The sequence below is a fragment of the Corynebacterium sp. LaCa_23 genome (genome assembly GCF_058182375.1).
Genome location: NZ_CP190825.1, coordinates 1153889 through 1166915, shown reverse-complemented (window position 1 = coordinate 1166915; position 13027 = coordinate 1153889). Strand labels below are relative to the sequence as shown.

Sequence of the window (13027 nt, the reverse complement as noted above, 5' to 3'; positions counted from 1 at the left end):
GTGCAGCTGCGTGGAGTTAGGGACTATCTCACCCTAAGCTCCAAAGGCGTCTTAGTTGCCGGCGAGCTTGTCGCGCAGTGCGGCGAGCTGCTCGTCAGAAGCCAAGGATCCGCCGGACTCTGCCTGAGTCTCCGATGCCGGAGCTGCATCGGTGGAGTCAGAAGAGTAGTTGGAGGATGCTTCAGCGGACTCTGCAGCCTCTGCGGCGGCAGCGCGGTTGCGCTCGATCTGAGCGGTGTGCAGGTTGAAGCGGCGCTCGGACTCTGCGTAGCGTGCCTCCCAAGCCTGACGCTGCTCGTCGAAGCCTTCCTTCCACTCGTTGGTGTCCGGGTCGAAGCCTTCTGGGAACACGTAGTTGCCCTGCTCGTCGTAGGAGTCAGCCATGCCGTACTTGGACGGATCGAACTCTTCGGAGTAGTCCTCGTCAGCCTGCTTGACGGACAAGGAGATACGACGACGCTCGAGGTCGATGTCGATGACCCTGACCATAACTTCCTGGCCAACGGTGACAACCTGGTCCGGAACCTCGACGTGGCGCTGAGCCAGCTCGGAGATGTGAACCAGGCCCTCGATGCCTTCCTCGACGCGAACGAACGCACCGAACGGAACGAGCTTGGTGACCTTGCCCGGAACGATCTGGCCCACAGCGTGGGTGCGGGCGAAGACGCGCCATGGGTCTTCCTGGGTTGCCTTCAGGGACAGGGAAACGCGCTCGCGGTCCAGATCAACGTCCAGAACCTCAACGGTTACCTCGTCACCAACGGTGACAACCTCAGATGGGTGGTCGATGTGCTTCCAGGAAAGCTCGGACACGTGAACCAGGCCGTCGACGCCGCCAAGATCGACGAAGGCGCCGAAGTTGACGATGGAAGAGACAACGCCCTTGCGGACCTGACCCTTCTGCAGCTGGTGCAGGAATTCGGAACGGACCTCGGACTGGGTCTGCTCCAGGTATGCACGGCGGGACAGGACAACGTTGTTGCGCTGCTTGTCCAGCTCGATGATCTTAGCTTCCAGCTCCTGGCCAATGTAGGGCTCCAGGTCGCGGACGCGACGCATCTCAACGAGGGAAGCAGGCAGGAAGCCGCGCAGGCCGATGTCCAGGATGAGGCCGCCCTTGACGACCTCGATGACGGTACCGGTAACCGGCTCTTCCTTGGCCTGCAGCTCCTCGATGGCGCCCCAAGCGCGCTCGTACTGTGCGCGCTTCTTGGACAGGATCAGGCGGCCTTCCTTGTCCTCCTTAGTCAGGACAAGCGCGTCAACCTCATCGCCGACCTCGACAACTTCGTCGGGGTTGACGTCGTGCTTGATGGACAGCTCGCGGGAAGGGATAACACCTTCGGTCTTGTATCCGATGTCCAGCAGTACCTCATCGTGGTCAACCTTGACGACGGTACCCCCGACAATGTCACCATCGTTGAAGTACTTGATGGTGGCGTCTACAGCTGCGAGGAAGTCCTCTGCGGTTCCGATATCGTTGATCGCAACCTGAGGGGTAGTAGAAGATGGCATATTGTAAAAATGCTCCGAATAAATGTAGGAAATCGTTCGTGGACAACTGCGTGTCTCTCGAATTAAAAGCCCATCTGCGCTGCACAAATACAGGAGATAGAGGCCACATTCGATCCCGCCGCGTGATTGCCCCAAGCTTTCCTACAATAGCCTGCAACAACCCGTGGCATAGACATGCTTGTAAAAGCCTACATCTGTCCAGCTTATACGGCAAATATTGGACGCCAACCAGAAAGGTAACCCACCCCCGGTGACTTCGCCTTCTCACGCCAATCAATCCCACTGGGACGGTGACGCGGCCAACTACCATGCCGAGCACCCCGAGTACCTTTCCTCTTTTTATTGGTGCCCAGAGATGCTGCACGAGGCCGATGCGCAGCTGCTTGGCGATGTCTCCTCTGCCGCCGTCCTCGAAATCGGCTGCGGTTCTGCCGCCTGCACCCAGTGGCTCAGCACCCGCGCCCGCTTTGCCACCGGCTGCGATATTTCCCGCGGAATGCTCGCCCACGCAGATCCCGGGTTGGCGCTCATCCAAGCCGATGCGCTGGCACTGCCCTACGCCACCGACTCCTTTGACGTGGCATTCTCTGCATTCGGCGCATTCCTCTTCCTCGCCGATCTCGATGCCGCGCTCGCGGAAGTTGCCCGCGTTGTGCGCCCAAGTGGGCGCTTCGTATTCTCCGTGACCCACCCAATGCGCTGGATCTTCCCCGATGATCCCACCAGCCTCACCGCTGAGATAAGTTACTTCGACCGCGCCTATCTGGAACACGATTCCGCCGGGACGCTCACCTACGCCGAATTTCACCGCACCATCAGCGATTGGTTCCGCGCGCTCCAATGTCGCGGACCATTTCTGATCGAGGACATCATTGAACCGGAACGGCCCGAAGGCTTAGACATCACGTGGGGCCAGTGGTCCCCGCAGCGCGGGGAAGTTTTCCCAGGCAGCATGATTTTCATCTGCCGCGCATACAGCTAACGTAGAGAACATGATCGCCGAAAGACTAGGAATTGCCCTGCGCCGCGCCGTGGCATGGTGGATCGACGCCTTTCTCGTCGCCGCCATCGTCACCGTGGTGCGATGGGTGATTAATGCCCTTGCCAGTACCCCCTTAGCCGGGCGCCCCCAAGAAATCTACGAGGCGGCCGCTCTCGCCGTGGTCTTTTACATCTACCGCGTGTGGGTGGAAACGAAGAAGTCCACCTCCCTGGGCAAATGGTCGATGCAGCTCGAAATCATCCCGGCCCGCTCGCCGCTTGTCACCGCGTGCCTGCGCAATTCGTGGCTACTGCTCACACCCCTGACGCTTACCGGCTGGAACATCGACGGCATTATCCTTGCGATTTTAGGCCTTTCGGTTTTAGCCATCGGCCAAACGCCCTTTGACCTCTTGGCCGGCTGCCTAGTGGAAAAGCGACCTCAGGAGGATTCCACCGCGATGCGCGGCCAGAGGTAGTACACCACGGCAGCAATAGTAATGAGCGCAAATACCCACGAATACGGGAAGGCCACGGCAATGACAGTTACCGCGATCATTACACCGGCCGCCTGTATTCGGTAGCGCCACGGGTTCTCGCCTTCTCTGGCGGCGTTGCCAGCAGAAAGGAAAAACCCAAAAGTTATAACCGCATAGAAAATGAAGTAAGATTTATCGCTGCTTACTGCTTCTTTTAAACCGCTCTCAGCAATTTGTCCCGCCGGGTATGCGACCATGACTGCCCACGTAGTCTCAAAAAAGCGCAAGACGTAGGGATGGGACTTCCAGGTAATTCGTTTTCCGAGAAACTCCATGGAACTACTTTAAAATCCTCATCTGCTTCACGCACTTCTCAGCAGTCTTTCCACTGCCGTTCCACGCGGCGTGACGCGTAGGCGGGAATACCCCAGTCCTCAATCCCCTGCTTATTCCACATGCCGCGCACTTGGCCGTCAATAACGATGGCGCGGCGGAAAATGCCCTGGTTCCCGGGAACGAGCGCGTGGTGCATATCCGCTGACATGGCAAAAAGTCGATCTTGGTAGCCCAAAATGTATTCATCAAAGGCGCCCAATAGCAGCACCGATTTCTTCCTTCTCACCTCTGGCAGCTCCAGCACCTCTGTAGAGACCAGCTCCTCGCCTTCCCTACCTATCCGGATGAGGTCATCCGGCAAATTCTCCGCTGCGGGACGAATGAGCTTTTGGGGCAGCTTGGACCACCACGCAAAGTCTTGCAGCGTCGCCGGACCATGGGCGCGAAAATAGCGCGTCATCAATTCCGTCGTGGCGGCCACCGAGTCGCCGTTAAAGAGGGCCTCCAGGCCGTCTAACTCCACCGGAGTAATGAGCTGCTCTTCGCCTACATAACACGCATGCCCGCTTTCCATGGCGATGCGTACCACGTGCCAGAAAGATAGCTCGGGCAAGGCCCGGGCGGCGCGTGCTTTCAATTCTGCGCGCGTTAATGGGGCATCGATAAGCTGCAGCACGGCTTCCTGTACCGCTGCATCGCCTTTTCGAGGCTTCGCGCATAGCTCGGTTATCCAGCCCATATCCTTGACGGAGGCGGCGAACAGCGTATTGCGCATCGCATAGCCGCGCACGATCTCGGACTTATCCGATTCATCCGTTGCGCGCAGCGCCAAGGACCGGCGCACCGAATGCAGGTCCTGGCCTTGCGTAACGCCAAAGGCGCGAACCGCCTCCGCAGCGGTGCGCCAGCGCTGGGCCGTAAGCCCCTGGGCGGCCAAGCGCATGCGGGCGCGTTCGCGCCGGTTAAGCGTCATCATCGAACTAGTGGGCCGCGGCGTCCCAATCCGTGCCGGCGCCGGCAGAGACTTCGAGTGGCACGTTCAGCTCGATGGCAGAATCCATCTCGCGCTCAAGAATCTCGCGGACTTGATCGGCCTCGCCGGGGGCGACTTCCACCACCAATTCATCGTGGACCTGGAGCAAAACACGTGATTTCATATCGCGCAACGCACGGTCCACGCGAATCATCGCGACCTTGATGATATCCGCGGCCGTTCCCTGGATCGGCGCATTGAGAGCAGCGCGTTCCGCGTTTTCACGGGCCAGCCGGTTATCGGAGTTGAGCTCTGGCAGGTAGCGGCGGCGGCCAAAGAGCGTGGCCGTATAACCATCCTTGCGGGCTTGCTCCACGACATCATCCAGATACTTCTTCACACCGCCAAAGCGCTCAAAGTAGCTTTCCATGATGGACTTGGCTTCACCGGCAGGGATTCCCAGCTGCTGCGAAAGTCCAAACGCGGACAGGCCATAGACAAGGCCATAGGACATGGCCTTTACTCGGCGGCGCAGCTCAGGAGTCACCTGATCCACGGGCACATCGAAGACCCTAGAACCAACGAAATTGTGCAGATCTTCGCCGGCCTTGTAGGCCTCAATCAGCCCGGGATCGGCAGACAGGTGCGCCATAACGCGCATTTCAATCTGCGAGTAGTCCGCGGTCATTAGCTGCTCAAATCCCTCGCCTACGATAAACGCCGAGCGAATCTGGCGACCGGCCTCAGTGCGCACCGGGATGTTTTGCAGATTGGGTTCCGTCGAAGACAAACGCCCCGTCGAGGTCACCGTCTGATTAAAGGTGGTGTGAATGCGCCCATCCGGCTGAACGGTCTTGATAAGGCCCTCCAGCGTGGTTTTCATCTTCTGGTATTCGCGGTGGGCCAAGAGGTGGTCCAAGAACGGGTGCGGGTGCTTGATAGCCAGCTGCTCGATTTCCTTCGCGGCCGTGGAATAGCCCGTTTTCGTCTTTTTCGTCTTGGGCATATCGAAGGTCTCAAAAAGTACGTTTTGCAGCTGCTTAGGCGAATTCAAGTTGAGCTTGTCATCGCCGGCAAGCTCGCGCGCGGAGCGTTCCTGTTCCGCGACCTGCTCCACAAAGGCATCCTTTTGGGTTTCCAAAATGTCTACATCGACCGCAATGCCCGTAGCCTCCATGCGCGCCAGGATGGTCACCAGCGGCAGTTCCAGGTCGGTGTACAACTCGAACGAGTCGATGTCCTGCAGCTCCGCGGTGAGTTTTTCCGCCAGCTCCATGATTGCCGCCGCCTGATCCACCAGGGAGGAACTATCGAGCAACGACATCTGCTCCGAGGCGGCGCCGAGGGACTTTTGAAGGTGGCGCTGGTAGACATCGGAAAGCTCGTAGGTGCGCTGGCCTGGGCGCAGGATATACGCCGCCAAGGCCGTATCGTGCGCAAGCCCGTCGAGCTCAATGCCGCGCCCTGCCAGCATGTGGAACGCGGCCTTCGCGGCGTGGAAATACTTAGGGGCCGGCGATTCTAGCCACTGGACCAAGACCTTTTCCTCATCGGCGGAAAGCTCCCCGAGTTCTACCTGCAAGCCGTGGTGGTTGCGGTCCACAAAAGCGATGGCAGAGGCGTCACCTTGGCCCGGAGTACCTTCGCCTTGCACATATACGGCTACGTGCTCGCGGTTAGGCAACCATTCGCTCAGGGAGGCGTCATCGATGGTGAGCTCGACATCTGGGGAATCCGCAACTTGCTCAGCGGCCTCAGCGCCATCGTTGGGAATGGCCGCTAAGACACGATCGCGCAGGTTGGTGCCAAACTCTAGCTCATCGAACTTCGCAGCAACATCGGCAACCTTGACTTCCCTGAATGCCAGATCATCCGGGCCGACGTCTAAGTCCATATCTGTAATCATCTGGGTAAGCTTCCGGTTCATCTGCACCTGCTCGATGCGTTCGCGGAAGTTATTTCCCACCACGCCATTGATTTCTTCGGCGTGCTCTACCAGCGAAGCCAAGTCTCCATACTTGACTATCCACTTGGTGGCGGTCTTCTCTCCCACCTTGGGAATGCCAGGGAGATTATCGGAAGGATCGCCGCGCAGAGCAGCAAAGTCGGGATACTGCGCGGGGGAAAGCCCGTATTTATCCTCGACGGCTTCCGGGGTAAACCGGTGCAGCGTCGATACGCCCTTCATGGGATAGAGCACCGTGGTCGAATCCGTAACCAGCTGCAGGTAATCGCGATCACCGGTAACGATCAGCGTCTCGTAGTCCTGCGCCTCGGTGGCAAGGGTGGCCAAAATATCGTCGGCCTCGTAATTTTCACGCGAGAGCGTCGTAATGCCCAAGGTCTCCAAGGTATCGCGAATGATATCTACTTGGCCCTTAAATTCCTCCGGTGCGGCCTCGCGCTGCGCCTTATAATCCGGGAACATCTCCGTGCGGAAAGTCTTCCGGCCAACGTCAAAAGCAACCGCGATAGCATCCGGCCTTTCCTCAGAGACAATATTGGACAGCATGGATAAAAAGCCATACACGGCATTGGTGTGCTGGCCACCGGAGGTAGAAAAGTTTTCCACCGGCAGGGCATAAAAGGCACGAAATGCCATGGAATGGCCGTCAATGAGCAAAAGGCGGGTCTTATTGGAAGTCACCTGCCCCATACTAGGCAACACCATGGACACGGCGATACCCCACCCAGCCCCACCGGCTTGAGCAGGCCTTTTTACTGGACGGGGACCCCAATTAGGAATTGCGCCAACCCCTGCGCTAGTATTTCCAACAGTCAAAGGCGCTCGCTTTTGATTGCCCCTGTAGCCCAATTGGCAGAGGCAACGGATTCAAAACCCGTCCAGTGTGAGTTCGAGTCTCACCAGGGGCACATTTCAACCCCGCTTCCTTGCGGAAATATATCCACGAAGGAAGCGGGGTTTCGTCATGTCGCTTTCTTTCTCTTACTGTGACCTCGATTCAGCGTATATCCTTCCGCGAATTGCATATTTACACAACGGCTAAGAAGTGTAATCTCCGCAAAACAACACCGCTTTACCTCGAGACTTTAAGCACAAGCCCATCTCATATAAGGTAGATAACCGTTAAAGTAATGAAAGATATGCAGGCTTAACCCACCGCGGGCGATGGTGTACCACGCCGTTCGGTCTTGAGCCACGAGTTTTTGGCACCCAGAGTGGCCCGTCAACCGCAGTCATGTCTTATACCCAGGTAGATTTTTAATTTATGCACTTTATTTTGAACGCCGTTCGTGGCGCCCTCATCGGTATGGCCGAGCTAGTTCCCGGCATCTCCGGCGGAACCGTCGCCCTCATCGTGGGGATTTATGAGCGCGCCGTCCGCAATGCCAATGACCTCATCTCCGGCAACTTTAAAAAGGTCGAGTGGTCCTTTCTGGGCTCCGTCGCCGTCGGCATGCTCATCGCCGTCTTCGGTTTTTCCACGCTCCTGTCCAACTTCGTTGACAACAACGTCTCTGCCTCCAGCGCCCTCTTTTTAGGCATGGTGGTCATCTCCATCATCGTTCCGCTTTCCATGTTGTCTAAGGCGGAGCGCACCGCCCCCTCCTCCATCATCGCGTTTATCGCTGCTGCCGTCGTGATTTTTATCGTCACGGGCTTTACCTCAGCGCCACACGATGACCCGAGCCTTATCGTGGTCTTCTTTGCCGCAGCGATTGCTGTATGCGCGCTCATCCTGCCGGGTATTTCCGGCTCGCTCATCTTGCTGACTATGGGGCTTTACCAGCCGATCATCGGCGCGGTATCGGACCGTGAGTTAGGCACCATGGGCGTCTTTGCACTGGGTGCCCTGTGCGGGCTCGCCGCCTTCATCAAATTGCTCAACTATTTGCTGAGTACCCACCGCGCTCCCACCCTGGCCGCCATGGCGGGCTTCATGCTGGGATCCCTGCGCGCCCTGTGGCCCTGGGGTGCAGACCAGGACGCTTCTTCGGGTGCCATCATCGGATACTTCATTCTCGGTGCCATTATCGTGTCCATCTTCATCTACGTAGACCGCAGGAACGCGCAAGCCATCGATGAAAGGACGGCGGAATATTAATGCCCTGGGCGATTAATCATCGACCACTAACGGCCGCCATCATGGCGTGCGCACTCCCCTTGAGCGCATGCGTGGTCAACGAGGAGGATTCGACTCCAGAGGGCTGGGAGGAGCCACAGACCGGCGAGGTTCCAGAGATCGCCGCGATGTACCACGACGATGACGGCGTGCTCACGGCAGGAACGAACCCGCCCTATGCCCCGTTTCAGCTCAAGGACTCCCACGGCAATCTGCAGGGCGTAGAGCTCGACCTCGCCCGCGCCGTAGCCGGGGTGCTGGGCCTGAAATTCCAGGCGCTGGAGCAAGACTTCTCCATGATCTTGCCGGCGGTACAGTCCGGCCAGATAGACATGGGCGCCTCCGGGTTTACGGATACGGCCGATCGCCGCGATGAGTTCGACTTCGTGGACCACCTCTATGCAGGCATCCAGTGGGCAGAGCTTGTCGATGGCCCCAATAAGGTCGATCCCCAAAACCCTTGCGGTCTGACCGTCGCCGTGCAGCGCACCACCGTGTCAGAGACCGATGATGTGCGCCCCAAGCAAGAAGCCTGCGATGGCGATCTCACCGTCTTGTCCTATGACACTGGGGATAACGCCGCGCTCGCCGTCCTGATGGGCCGCGCCGATGCTTTATCCGCAGACTCGCCGGTAACCGCTTGGGCGGTCAATCGCTCCGAGGGGAAGATGCGCGCTGTCGGCGATATGTTCCAGGCCTCCCCTTACGGCTTCGCAGTCCCGAAGGACTCGGACTTGGCTAAGGCCTCAGCCGCTGCCCTCCAACACCTCATTGATACCGGTGAGTACGCGGAGATCTTGGCCCGCTGGGGAATTGAAGATGGATTAGTAGACCAGGCGATGATTAATGAAAGGCCCATCAATGGTTAACGAGCACAAAGAGGAAGCCAGCGCGACTGCGCACCAGGAAGCACCCGCCAAGATTGAAGCCCGGCCACTGCGCCACCCTTGGCGGTGGCTCTGCGCGGTCGTGCTGCTCATTCTTGGTCTGTGGTTTGTCATTGCCTCCGCGCGCAATGAGGCCTTTGCGTGGGATACGTACTTCCAGTATCTCTTTGACCAGCGCATCGCCATCGCCTCTCTGCACACGATTGCAATCACCATCTTGTCCATGATCATTGGCGTGGTAGGCGGCGCCATCCTCGCCGTGATGCGCATGTCGCCCAATCCCATCCTGCGCGCCATTTCCTGGATCTTCCTGTGGATCTTTCGCGGCACGCCGATTTATGTCCAGCTGGTTTTCTGGGGCTTGCTATCTGCGATTTATCAATCCATCAACTTGGGCTTTGCAGAGGTCTCCCTGCAAAGCGTGTTGACCAATGCCTTCTTCTTGGCGGTCATGGGCTTGGGCCTCAATGAGGCCGCCTATATGGCCGAAATCGTGCGGTCTGGCATTTCCTCGGTGCCAGAAGGCCAAAAGGAAGCCTCCAAAGCCCTCGGCATGTCTTGGTGGATGACCATGCGGCGCACCGTATTGCCGCAGGCGATGCGCATTATCATCCCGCCGACAGGCAATGAGTTCATTTCCCTGCTCAAGACCTCGTCACTGGTGGTGGCCATCCCCTATACCCACGAGATCTTCGGCCGCGCCACCGATATTTCTGCAGCCCTCTTCCAGCCCATTCCGCTCTTGATGGTCGCCGCCTCCTGGTACTTGGTCATTACTTCCCTGCTCATGGTGGGCCAGTACTTCCTCGAGCGCCACTTCGAGCGCGGCGCCACCCGCGAGCTCACCGGGCGCCAACTTGCCGCGCTTGCCGATGCCGAAGGTACTATCCCCCGCAACGTCTCTGTAATCCAGGAGGGTAAAAACTAATGACTACTCCCATGATTTCCGCCCAGAATGTGCACAAATCCTTCGGGCAATTCGAGGTGCTCAAGGGCATCGACTTAGAGGTCCAACCCGGCGAAGTTGCCTGCCTGTTAGGCCCTTCCGGTTCAGGTAAGTCGACCTTCCTGCGCTGCGTTAACCACCTGGATAAGGCCACGGCGGGCCGCCTTTATGTCGATGGTGAGCTCATTGGTTACCGCGAAAAGAACGGAATCCTCTACGAGATCAGCGAGAAGCAGGCTGCGCAGCAGCGCTCCGATATCGGCATGGTATTCCAGTCTTTTAACCTCTTCCCCCACCGCACGGTGATTGAAAATATCATTGAAGCACCGATGCAGGTCAAGAAGGTGCCAGAGGATAAGGCCCGGAAGCGTGCCATGGAGCTGTTAGATGATGTGGGACTGGCGGCGAAGGCCGATAACTACCCGGTCCAGCTGTCCGGCGGCCAGCAGCAGCGCGTTGCCATCGCCCGCGCCGTGGCGATGGATCCAAAGCTCATGCTTTTCGATGAACCTACCTCCGCCCTCGATCCCGAGCTCGTCGGCGAGGTACTTCGCGTGATGAAGGATCTCGCGGCCCAGGGCATGACCATGCTCGTGGTGACCCACGAGATGGGCTTTGCGCGCGAGGTGGCGGATAAAATTTTCTTCATGGACGGCGGCGTAGTCCTCGAATCCGGTACCCCGGTTGAAGTGCTCGACAACCCACAGCAACCGCGCACCAAGGAGTTCTTGTCCTCGCTTCTTTAGGTAGGCCTCGCGCGGTGCCAGCCGCGCCCTAGGCTCCGTAGGTGACGACGCCGCGAATCAGCGCACTGAGAGCGCCGAGGCTAGCTACCGATAGCGACAGTGCGCGCGCGATATCCCTGGACACGATATGCGCGATGCGCGAGCCCAGCCAGATGCCGATGAACATGCCGGCAATGCCTGCGGGCCAAATAACCCAGGGCAGGCCATCGAATGTCGCGGCGCCGAGCGCGGTCTTGGTGATAACGGAAAAGAGCCCGCCCACCACAAAGATCGGTTGCAGGGTCGCCGTATACATGGCTTGGGGCCATTTGGCCGCCTGGGCGTAGACGGTAATGACCGGGCCGGCCACTCCGGCCAAGGTATTGGTAAATCCGCCAAGGATGCCCGCGGAAATGGCCGGCCCCTTGCCTTCCATCGGCGGGACGAACCTAGCGCCGTAGGTCACCACCGCCAAGGCGATGAGCAGTGCTGCACCCACCACTATCAATAGCCCTGCGGTATCGATCTTGCTAATCAACGCCGCGGCCGCCAGAGAACCGATAATCATCACTGGCGCAATGAGCCCAAACATTCTCCAGCTGACATTGCGGCGGACAGTGACCGTAGTAAGCAGAGCATTGACCGCCGCCAAGACGTTGATCACCAAGATGCCTTCTACCGGGCCCATCACCAGCATGAGAATGGGCCCGCCGATAAGGCCAAGCCCCATGCCAGAGACGCGTTGCAGCGTGGATCCCGCGACAACGACGGCAAAAATAATCAGCGCCAAAATCATCGGCGGTATTTTTCCTTCACCGCTTGTACTACCGGATCAGGAAGCATGCCAGTGACCTCGCCGCCGAATTGCGCGACCTGCTTGCACAGCGAAGAGCTGATGTAGCCGTACTTTTCATCGGTAAGCAAAAAGACCGTATCGATGCCGGACAAACGCCTGTTCATCTGGGCCATCGGCAGTTCGTACTCATAATCCAGGGAAGAACGCAGTCCCTTGACCAAAACGTCTACTCCGTGCTGCGAGGTATAGTCCACGAGCAGGCCGGACCAATAGTCCACGTTAATGCGCGAATCCACGCTCTGGCGGATGAGATCCATGCGCTCGTGCACGCTAAATAACCCTGAAGGCTTTTCTGGGTTGCCAGTAACGAGCACCGTAACCTCATCAAACATCTGGCTGGCGCGCTCAAAAATATTGACGTGGCCAAGAGTGATGGGGTCAAAAGACCCGGGGCACACGGCTGTGGTCATAAAATATCGCTTTCTCTAGTTATCTAAGGTGTCATCGGTTTCGTCGGCATCGTCGGTACCGGGACGGGTATAGACTGCCATATCCATGCGCGCGATGCCGAAGGTACGCTTCTTTAATTTCTGCCCCGTCGGCTCAAAACCTTCGGGCCAGTCGGTCTCGGGCGATTCGACGTGGCGTTCAATGACCACCATCGCGTTATCCGTCAGCACCGGCTCTACTGCAGCGATGAGCCCGGCGACATCGTCAAACGCATAAGGCGGATCCGCTAGAACCAGATCAAAGTAGCCGCGCGGGGCGCTGGCCAGGTACGTAGATACCTTCCTTTCCTCCACGCGGGCACCGGGATGTTTCACCACGCCTATGTTGTGCTTGATGATGGACACCGCCGCAGGGTTGGACTCCACCAGCACCGCCTCGTCTGCCCCACGGCTTAATGCTTCCAGCCCCAAGGCGCCGGATCCAGCGAATAGATCAAGCACCGTGGAGCCTGCGAACCCCCAGCGAGCATTCAACGAGGAAAAGAGGCCTTCCCTCGCGCGATCAGCGGTCGGGCGGGTTCCCTCTGCCGGAACTTTAATAGTCCGCCCCCGCGCTTCGCCTGCAATAATCCGCGTCATTTACGCTTCTCCAATCTCCATAATTAAGTCTCCGCCAATAACATCGCTAAAATCCGCCACCGCTATGCGAGTAATCATCCCCGGGCCTGGGGACACGACGGGCGATTCCAGCTTCGTCGCCTCAACGGTAGCTAGCTCCTGACCAGTGCTGATTTTCTCGCCTACATCGACATGGCAGCGAACGATGCCCGCGAAGGGGGCGTAGATTTTCATACC

At 58.3% G+C, this 13027-nt stretch carries 14 protein-coding genes and 1 tRNA gene; 7 read left to right on the top strand and 8 right to left on the bottom strand.

The features are described from left to right. Positions 1 to 51 precede the first annotated feature (51 nt). Positions 52 to 1515, bottom strand: a complete 1464-nt coding sequence (gene rpsA, locus ACP8IT_RS05705) for a 30S ribosomal protein S1 (RefSeq protein WP_490290563.1) — start codon at positions 1513 to 1515, stop codon at positions 52 to 54. Positions 1516 to 1765: 250 nt separating this feature from the next. Between rpsA and ACP8IT_RS05700 the strand changes: the two genes are divergently transcribed. Together ACP8IT_RS05700 and ACP8IT_RS05695 are read left to right on the top strand one after the other, a co-directional pair. Next, the gene (locus tag ACP8IT_RS05700; RefSeq protein WP_490290562.1) at positions 1766 to 2497 is read left to right on the top strand and encodes a class I SAM-dependent methyltransferase; all 732 of its coding nucleotides are present in this window, start codon (positions 1766 to 1768) and stop codon (positions 2495 to 2497) included. 10 nt (positions 2498 to 2507) lie between these two features. After that, positions 2508 to 2975: an RDD family protein gene (locus tag ACP8IT_RS05695; RefSeq protein WP_490290561.1), complete on the top strand. Its 468-nt coding sequence runs from the start codon at positions 2508 to 2510 to the stop codon at positions 2973 to 2975. Here ACP8IT_RS05695 and ACP8IT_RS05690 read toward each other — a convergent pair. From ACP8IT_RS05690 to polA, 3 genes are read right to left on the bottom strand one after another with little or no spacing between them, the layout of a single operon-like run. Next, complete coding sequence (locus ACP8IT_RS05690; protein ID WP_005280309.1) at positions 2939 to 3310, bottom strand: hypothetical protein; 372 nt, start codon at positions 3308 to 3310, stop codon at positions 2939 to 2941. The two genes, ACP8IT_RS05695 and ACP8IT_RS05690, sit on opposite strands and share 37 nt — an antisense overlap. Before the next feature lie 38 nt (positions 3311 to 3348). Further along, positions 3349 to 4287, bottom strand: coding sequence for a DNA glycosylase AlkZ-like family protein (locus ACP8IT_RS05685; RefSeq protein ID WP_490290560.1), 939 nt, complete (start codon positions 4285 to 4287; stop codon positions 3349 to 3351). 4 nt (positions 4288 to 4291) lie between these two features. After that, positions 4292 to 6940 carry a DNA polymerase I gene (gene polA / locus ACP8IT_RS05680; protein ID WP_490290559.1) on the bottom strand — a complete coding sequence of 883 codons (2649 nt, stop codon included), beginning with the start codon at positions 6938 to 6940 and terminating at the stop codon, positions 4292 to 4294. Between the two features lie 144 nt (positions 6941 to 7084). On the opposite strand from polA, the gene ACP8IT_RS05675 reads away from it, so the two are divergent. From ACP8IT_RS05675 to ACP8IT_RS05655, 5 genes are all read left to right on the top strand, one after another. Then, positions 7085 to 7158, top strand: a tRNA-Leu gene (locus tag ACP8IT_RS05675). Positions 7159 to 7514: 356 nt separating this feature from the next. Then, complete coding sequence (locus ACP8IT_RS05670) at positions 7515 to 8351, top strand: DUF368 domain-containing protein (RefSeq protein ID WP_237792049.1); 837 nt, start codon at positions 7515 to 7517, stop codon at positions 8349 to 8351. Next, positions 8351 to 9238, top strand: coding sequence for an ABC transporter substrate-binding protein (locus tag ACP8IT_RS05665; protein WP_005280305.1), 888 nt, complete (start codon positions 8351 to 8353; stop codon positions 9236 to 9238). The genes ACP8IT_RS05670 and ACP8IT_RS05665 overlap by 1 nt, the downstream gene beginning before the upstream one ends. Beyond that, on the top strand, positions 9231 to 10184 hold the full coding sequence (locus ACP8IT_RS05660; RefSeq protein WP_490290595.1) for an amino acid ABC transporter permease: 954 nt from the start codon (positions 9231 to 9233) through the stop codon (positions 10182 to 10184). The genes ACP8IT_RS05665 and ACP8IT_RS05660 overlap by 8 nt, the downstream gene beginning before the upstream one ends. Next, positions 10184 to 10948, top strand: a complete 765-nt coding sequence (locus ACP8IT_RS05655) for an amino acid ABC transporter ATP-binding protein (protein ID WP_284636718.1) — start codon at positions 10184 to 10186, stop codon at positions 10946 to 10948. Before ACP8IT_RS05660 ends, ACP8IT_RS05655 begins: the two co-directional genes overlap by 1 nt. A 28-nt stretch (positions 10949 to 10976) precedes the next feature. Here ACP8IT_RS05655 and ACP8IT_RS05650 read toward each other — a convergent pair whose 3' ends face one another. The 4 genes from ACP8IT_RS05650 to ACP8IT_RS05635 are packed head-to-tail and all read right to left on the bottom strand — an operon-like array spanning position 10977 to position 13024. Next, positions 10977 to 11723, bottom strand: coding sequence for a sulfite exporter TauE/SafE family protein (locus ACP8IT_RS05650; RefSeq protein WP_005280302.1), 747 nt, complete (start codon positions 11721 to 11723; stop codon positions 10977 to 10979). After that, positions 11720 to 12193, bottom strand: a complete 474-nt coding sequence (gene coaD / locus ACP8IT_RS05645; protein WP_005280301.1) for a pantetheine-phosphate adenylyltransferase — start codon at positions 12191 to 12193, stop codon at positions 11720 to 11722. Before coaD ends, ACP8IT_RS05650 begins: the two co-directional genes overlap by 4 nt. A gap of 15 nt (positions 12194 to 12208) precedes the next feature. Further along, complete coding sequence (gene rsmD / locus ACP8IT_RS05640; protein ID WP_490290558.1) at positions 12209 to 12811, bottom strand: 16S rRNA (guanine(966)-N(2))-methyltransferase RsmD; 603 nt, start codon at positions 12809 to 12811, stop codon at positions 12209 to 12211. Then, the gene (locus ACP8IT_RS05635; RefSeq protein ID WP_005280298.1) at positions 12812 to 13024 is read right to left on the bottom strand and encodes a biotin/lipoyl-containing protein; all 213 of its coding nucleotides are present in this window, start codon (positions 13022 to 13024) and stop codon (positions 12812 to 12814) included. Between the last annotated feature and the right edge of the window lie 3 nt (positions 13025 to 13027).

Coding starts and splice junctions, on each gene's coding strand:
- rpsA (WP_490290563.1), bottom strand. CDS start 1,515: ATGCCATCTTCTACTACCCCTCAGGTTGCGATCAACGATATCGGAACC.
- ACP8IT_RS05695 (WP_490290561.1), top strand. CDS start 2,508: ATGATCGCCGAAAGACTAGGAATTGCCCTGCGCCGCGCCGTGGCATGG.
- ACP8IT_RS05690 (WP_005280309.1), bottom strand. CDS start 3,310: ATGGAGTTTCTCGGAAAACGAATTACCTGGAAGTCCCATCCCTACGTC.
- ACP8IT_RS05685 (WP_490290560.1), bottom strand. CDS start 4,287: ATGATGACGCTTAACCGGCGCGAACGCGCCCGCATGCGCTTGGCCGCC.
- polA (WP_490290559.1), bottom strand. CDS start 6,940: ATGGGGCAGGTGACTTCCAATAAGACCCGCCTTTTGCTCATTGACGGC.
- ACP8IT_RS05670 (WP_237792049.1), top strand. CDS start 7,515: ATGCACTTTATTTTGAACGCCGTTCGTGGCGCCCTCATCGGTATGGCC.
- ACP8IT_RS05665 (WP_005280305.1), top strand. CDS start 8,351: ATGCCCTGGGCGATTAATCATCGACCACTAACGGCCGCCATCATGGCG.
- ACP8IT_RS05660 (WP_490290595.1), top strand. CDS start 9,231: ATGGTTAACGAGCACAAAGAGGAAGCCAGCGCGACTGCGCACCAGGAA.
- ACP8IT_RS05655 (WP_284636718.1), top strand. CDS start 10,184: ATGACTACTCCCATGATTTCCGCCCAGAATGTGCACAAATCCTTCGGG.
- ACP8IT_RS05650 (WP_005280302.1), bottom strand. CDS start 11,723: ATGATTTTGGCGCTGATTATTTTTGCCGTCGTTGTCGCGGGATCCACG.
- coaD (WP_005280301.1), bottom strand. CDS start 12,193: ATGACCACAGCCGTGTGCCCCGGGTCTTTTGACCCCATCACTCTTGGC.
- rsmD (WP_490290558.1), bottom strand. CDS start 12,811: ATGACGCGGATTATTGCAGGCGAAGCGCGGGGGCGGACTATTAAAGTT.
- ACP8IT_RS05635 (WP_005280298.1), bottom strand. CDS start 13,024: ATGAAAATCTACGCCCCCTTCGCGGGCATCGTTCGCTGCCATGTCGAT.